Source organism: Pseudocitrobacter vendiensis (genome assembly GCF_943590815.1).
Classification (GTDB): Bacteria; Pseudomonadota; Gammaproteobacteria; order Enterobacterales; family Enterobacteriaceae; genus Pseudocitrobacter; species Pseudocitrobacter vendiensis.
Genome location: NZ_CALSBS010000064.1, coordinates 1 through 5,736 on the forward strand (window position 1 = coordinate 1; position 5,736 = coordinate 5,736).

7 protein-coding genes are annotated in these 5,736 nt (G+C 49.7%); all 7 read left to right on the forward strand.

Annotated features, from left to right (window positions below):
• Positions 1 to 75: 75 nt before the first annotated feature.
• The 7 genes from NMC31_RS25715 to nadS all read left to right on the forward strand — a co-directional run bounded on the left by NMC31_RS25715 (position 76) and on the right by nadS (position 5,617).
• On the forward strand, positions 76 to 1,032 hold the full coding sequence (locus NMC31_RS25715; protein ID WP_253899381.1) for a replication initiation protein: 957 nt from the start codon (positions 76 to 78) through the stop codon (positions 1,030 to 1,032).
• Positions 1,022 to 2,185, forward strand: coding sequence for a DUF262 domain-containing protein (locus NMC31_RS25720; protein WP_253899382.1), 1,164 nt, complete (start codon positions 1,022 to 1,024; stop codon positions 2,183 to 2,185). The genes NMC31_RS25715 and NMC31_RS25720 overlap by 11 nt, the downstream gene beginning before the upstream one ends.
• Positions 2,185 to 2,832, forward strand: coding sequence for a HEPN domain-containing protein (locus NMC31_RS25725; RefSeq protein ID WP_253899383.1), 648 nt, complete (start codon positions 2,185 to 2,187; stop codon positions 2,830 to 2,832). Before NMC31_RS25720 ends, NMC31_RS25725 begins: the two co-directional genes overlap by 1 nt.
• Before the next feature lie 228 nt (positions 2,833 to 3,060).
• Entirely contained in the window at positions 3,061 to 3,387 is a 327-nt protein-coding gene (locus tag NMC31_RS25730) for a MobC family plasmid mobilization relaxosome protein (protein WP_253899384.1), read from the forward strand.
• On the forward strand, positions 3,377 to 4,939 hold the full coding sequence (locus NMC31_RS26390; protein WP_495553257.1) for a relaxase family protein: 1,563 nt from the start codon (positions 3,377 to 3,379) through the stop codon (positions 4,937 to 4,939). Before NMC31_RS25730 ends, NMC31_RS26390 begins: the two co-directional genes overlap by 11 nt.
• A gap of 59 nt (positions 4,940 to 4,998) precedes the next feature.
• Entirely contained in the window at positions 4,999 to 5,331 is a 333-nt protein-coding gene (locus tag NMC31_RS25750; RefSeq protein ID WP_253899386.1) for a type II toxin-antitoxin system RelE/ParE family toxin, read from the forward strand.
• Between the two features lies 1 nt (position 5,332).
• Entirely contained in the window at positions 5,333 to 5,617 is a 285-nt protein-coding gene (gene nadS / locus NMC31_RS25755) for a NadS family protein (RefSeq protein ID WP_186979469.1), read from the forward strand.
• Positions 5,618 to 5,736: the final 119 nt, after the last annotated feature.

Below are 5,736 nucleotides of genomic sequence, written 5' to 3' on the forward strand. Positions count from 1 at the left end.
CCAGGTACGAAACCTGAGAAGGATATTAGCACATGAACCGTGCCAGACAACAGCCCGCCATAAGCGCAGGGCGCATTGCATAACGCCGCACTTGAACTCTTCAACGACCGCTTACCACACAAGCCGTACTTTTCGGACGATCTGCACTTTGGTGTACGCATTGCCGGTAAGGAGCGCGCTATTCTGGCTAAATACATCCAGTTCAATCAGCCTCACGCTATGTTCTGGCTGGGGTTTGACGTCGATCGCACCGGTGCCGCCATCGACTGGAGCGACCGTAACGCGCCTGCACCCACACTGACTATTACCAACCCCGACAACGGACACGCGCATCTGCTGTACGCCCTCAAAACCTCGATTCGCACCGCACCGGACGGAAAAATGAAGCCGCTGCGCTACGCCGCTGCCGTGGAGAACGCGCTATGTAAAAAATTAGAGGCCGACGCGGGGTATTCGGGGCTAATCTGCAAAAATCCGAACCACGGGCACTGGAAAATTGCCGTATGGCAGCCAGAACTCTACACGCTGGACTGGCTTGCTGACTTTCTCGACCTGAACGCGGCGAATGATAAAGAAATCGTCGCCGACTATGGCTTAGGCCGTAATTGCACCCTGTTCGACAAAACCCGTAAATGGGCATACCGCGCCATCCGTCAGGGCTGGCCGGAGTATGAGCAGTGGCTGCAAGCCTGCTATGAGCGTGCCAGCGCCTACAACCTGCAATTCGCTGCACCTTTGGATGAAAATGAGGTTAGTGGAATAGCGAAGAGTATTGCTAAGTGGACTAATGAAAAATTTAGCGAGAGTAAATTTGAAGAATATGTAGAAAGAACGCACCATTCTAAAATCCAGTCAAAAAGAGGCTCGAGAAGCAAAGGTGGAGGGCGTCCGAAGCTTAACGAGAAGATTGCAATTGAAGTTGAAAAGCTTAGAGGGGATGGAGTTGCAATGAGAGAAATATCTACACGCTTAAATATTTCTTTGGGTTCTACTTTTAACTTAATTAAAAAAGGTATTAGCAATGAAAGATGATTTTTTCCAAAATGATGATTTTGATGAGGAAATTCCTGATAATTTCTCCAAGGCCGAAGAGTTCTCTGATTTAATTGTTGCGCCGTCAGATTGGACTGTGGAGACTATATACAGACAAATGCAGAACAACATGGATATAAATCCTGAATTCCAAAGGCGAAGCGTATGGAATCAGGACTATAAATCTAGGTTTATAGAGTCGGTATTTCTTGGTGTTCCTATCCCTCAGGTTCTTTTATCATCAAAAAAAGACAACAAGAATTCATTTTTGGTTTTGGATGGAAAGCAACGCCTTTTAACAATAAAGGAGTTCATTGATGGTAGACTGGAGGATGGCAAGGTTTTTAAGCTTAGAAAGCTTAGGGTGCTAAAAGACTTAGAAGGTAAAACATGGCAAGAAATAGAGAAGGATTTTAGCCTTTCTAGTCTTTTTCTTAATCAAACATTACGAACTGCAGTTATTAGGAATTGGAAGTCAGAAGAGACTCTTTACGAGATATTTTACAGATTAAACTCAGGGTCAGTGAAGCTATCTCCAATGGAGCTTAGGATGTCACTTCATCCAGGCAAATTCTTAAGCAATGTAATCACATGGTCTGAAAAACAGAAGAATGTGCAGGCTATGCTTGGGAAAAATAATGTCGATAGCAGAATGAACGATGTTGAAATAATAATCAGGTATATAGGTTTTAGACATTCTGAAATTCCTTATAAAGGGAACTTGAAGGATTTCTTAGATAAAGTATGTATCAAGTATAATGAAATTTGTGATGATGATGATGGGTTCATAGATAATGAATTAAAAAATATATACGAAGGTTTTTCAAAATCAATAGACAAAGGAATGGAAGTTTTCGGTAACGACTTCTGCAGGAAGTTCACAAATGGAAGTTATGACTCTCGTTTCAACAGAGCTGTTTTTGATGTTCTTTCTTATGTACTTGGTCATGATGAGGCTCTGAAAGCGGTGGATAAAGATGAGCAAGGGTTGAAGTTGGCCTATGAGGAAGCGTGCTCGTTCCCTGAGTTCATAAAGTCAGTGGAGTCCAGTACAAAAAACATAGAGCCGACAAAGCATAGGTTTGGCATTTTTATTGATTGCTTTAATCGTCGTTTTAATACGAAAATTGATATCCCAGAAGTGATCGCATAATGAGTAAAACATCAGCATATAAAGACATGGAAAAGCAGCTTGATCTTGTAAAGAAGATAACGAATAGAGTTGATCCAAACGTGTGCTCTAATGTAACTGATGTATTAAAAGTTAACTCGTATGTACTGCTTTCCCATGCTGCATTTGAGAAGTACCTTGAAAACCTTGTTGAAATTATAATGACGAAATCAGTGTTGAATTATTCAAGCACTAACGGCGTTAAAGTCAACAAGTGTATAATAAGCATGCTTTCCAAAAAGGTTGTGTCGTGCTATGAAAATGCAGCAAGTCTATCGAAAACAAAAAAGAAAGAAGCAATAAATAAAGAAATGAGAGAGGTTTCTTTAAATACGAGTGACAAGCTTGGTGACGCACAGCGATTGGTTCTTTCAATACTAAGACGTAATCATGGAATCAAGATTGATAATATGAATACGATATTCAACTGTATAGGTGTTTACCCCGAAGAAATTGACGTGTCACTTTGTAGCGATTTAGACAGCTTTGGTGCTAGTCGAGGGGGGGTTGCTCATGTGGTGCAAATACAGCAGGTAATCAGCAAGTCTCAAGCTATCGCTAACGTCAAAAATATAAAGGGCAAGCTCTTAGCCTTTGAACGATCCGTAATGACATATATGAATTTCTAGCGTTCAAAAACAACCTATATCAGATAACAGCCCTCTTTGGCAGAGGGCTTTTTTTTGCAGCCAGCACAGAATCTGTCATACTTCAACTCATCCCAAGCCAGTACACACAGCGTCCCCTCTGACGAGGTGCCACTGTGACTGGTTCAGGGGGCTCGCTGCCCCCCGAAACCCCCGGCATCCACTGCGAAAAATTCTCACGGTGGTGCGAATTTTCTCTCAGCGGAGCCTATGGAAAAGCGAACGAAAGAGATCAAAATCCGGCTCACCGAAACTGAGCATCAGCGACTGCTTGATCGCTGTGACCGGATTCATCTTGCGGAGTGGCTGCGTCAGCTTGGTCTGGGTGAACACACCTCACGCAAGCGCCGTGTGCCTGAGGTGGCGCCCGAACTGCTGCGACAGGTCAGCGGGATTGGCAACAACCTGAACCAGATAGCCCGCCGCCTCAACCAGACTGATTCCCTGACGCCTGCTGAACGTGCCTCGCTGCTTGTCGTACTGACCAGCCTTGACCGGCAGCTTGGTGACCTGCTGGAGCAGAACCGTGATCGTTAAAATTCACTCGCGGGGTGCGGGTTCGGGCAGTGGGCCGGTGGATTACCTGCTGGGTAAAGACCGGCAGCGTGAACAGGCCAGCGTACTGCGCGGCAATCCTGAACATGTGCGCGAGCTGATCGACGGCTGCGACTTTGCCCGCGCTTACACCTCCGGGGTGCTGTCATTCCAGGAACCTGACATTGCAGGCGCGGAGAAATCGCGCCTGATGGACGAATGGGAGCACACGCTGCTGACCGGCCTCGACCGCGACCAGTACGCCTGCCTGTGGGTGGAGCACCGCGACAAGGGACGGCTTGAGCTGAATTTTGTCATCCCGAACATCGAATTGCAGAGCGGCAAACGCCTGCAACCCTACTTTGACCGCGCTGACCGCCCCCGTGTCAACGCCTGGCAGACCCTGACCAACGACCGGCTGGGGCTGCGTGACCCGAATGACCCGACCTACCGCCGCCCGCTGACGCAGGCCAGCGATCTGCCCCGTGACAAACAGCAGGCGGCAGAGAAAATCACCGCTGGCCTGATGAACCTGATGCAGCAGGGCGTGATCCGCAGCCGGCAGGACGTGGTGACGCAGCTTGAAAGCTACGGCCTGACCGTTGCGCGGGAAACGAAAAGCAGTATCAGCATTGCCGACCCGGACGGCGGCCGAAATATCCGGCTGAAAGGAATGATTTATGAGCGAGATTTTAAATTTGGCGAAGGGCTTCGAGGAGAAATCGAAGCAGCAGGCGCAGGATACCGAGCAGAGCGTGAAGCGCGAGTTCGTGAGGCTGGAGACGTCTATCAGCGCGGAACTGCAATCAAGCTCGCAGAGCATCAGCAACGCTATCCGCGAGCAGAACGGCAGGCTGACGGGCATGCTCAGGAAGTCGGTCTCAACGGCGATGGCGTGGATATTCTTCTGCTTCGCGCTGCTGATCGGCATCCTGAGCGGGATAATCTGGTTTCAGGGCACGATCATCACCTCGCGCCTGAGCGAAATGGACAGCTACAGCCAGCAGTTGGCGAGCCTGAAAGCGAAAAGCGGCGCGGGCGTGACGATTTACAGCGACGACACGCGCCGGAATACCTACCTGGTGGTGCTGCCGAAGCAGGCGCACGGCGTGGAAACCTACACGTCGACGACCGGCAACACCGTGGTGAAATACACGGCGAAATAACCCCTTCAGAACGCCCTGAAGCGCCACAGCGCGTTTTTAACACCGAGGACGACCAAAACCATGACCGAGATGGAAAAACAGCTTCTGAGCGCCTTAGAGAGCTTACAGAAAGGCTACGAGCAACAGCAGCAGGCGTGGCAGGACAGCTACAGCAGTTTGCAGCACATGTTCGAGGCTACCTCGCAGGCGCTGACGCACAGCGACAGGGTGTGTCAGCACTTGAGCAGTCAGGTGGACAGCTTGCGCGCGCAGGTCGAGAGCTTGAGCAGGAACGTCAGCCGCTTGATGCGCTGATCAGGCAGCACGACCGCGCCTACGCGGAGAAGCTGCGTGAGCAGCAGCCAGAGCCGCAGAAAAAACCGACCCGCTACTATGGCCCCTCGATGTGACGGCTTTTCCGAAATCAGAATTAAGTGTACTATGTACTCCGTTGAAAAAGGAGACAGCCGTGAGTCACGCGATTGAGTTTATCGAGACCCCGATGTTTACCCGTCAGATAAAACAGATCGCTACGGATGAAGAGCTCAGGGAGCTGCAAAAGACGCTTATTGAGTCGCCGGACAAAGGCGATCTCATCCAGAAAACCGGCGGGCTGCGAAAAGTCAGAATGGCGACGGGCAACCAGGGAAAAAGCGGCAGTGCAAGGGTGATTTACTTCCTGGCCACCGCCGAGGTGATCTATTTGGTGATGGCCTACCCGAAAAGCACCAAAGACAGCCTGACGGACGCGGAGAAAGCCGTTCTGAAGACGCTGACACAACAACTGAAATATGAGGTGTGACATGAGTTTTTTTGACGAGCTGAAAGCATCGCTGGAAGAAGCCGTTGAAATCAAAAACGGCGTCAGAGAGCCTGCCCGCGTCACCCGTTACGAGCTGGCAGACGTGAAGGCCATCAGGACACAGCTGAACGTTTCACAGAGCGAGATGGCGAAAGTGCTGGGAACCAGCCTCGACACCATCAAGAGCTGGGAAACCGGACGCCGTAACCCGACCGGACTGGCTGCGAAGGTGCTGGCAACCATCCAGGCGAATCCGAAATTCTTTCAGGAGCTGGCGGCGCACTAAGCCGTTGTGACAGAAGGATTCGACAGGCGAGGCCGTTCGCGTGTAATTTAACGGCAACAGAAAAAACAAAGCCCCGGAAATCATGCTCAATCTTGGCGGAGCGATCATGATAACCAGGG

Coding starts and splice junctions, on each gene's coding strand:
- NMC31_RS25720 (WP_253899382.1), top strand. CDS start 1,022: ATGAAAGATGATTTTTTCCAAAATGATGATTTTGATGAGGAAATTCCT.
- NMC31_RS25725 (WP_253899383.1), top strand. CDS start 2,185: ATGAGTAAAACATCAGCATATAAAGACATGGAAAAGCAGCTTGATCTT.
- NMC31_RS25730 (WP_253899384.1), top strand. CDS start 3,061: ATGGAAAAGCGAACGAAAGAGATCAAAATCCGGCTCACCGAAACTGAG.
- nadS (WP_186979469.1), top strand. CDS start 5,333: ATGAGTTTTTTTGACGAGCTGAAAGCATCGCTGGAAGAAGCCGTTGAA.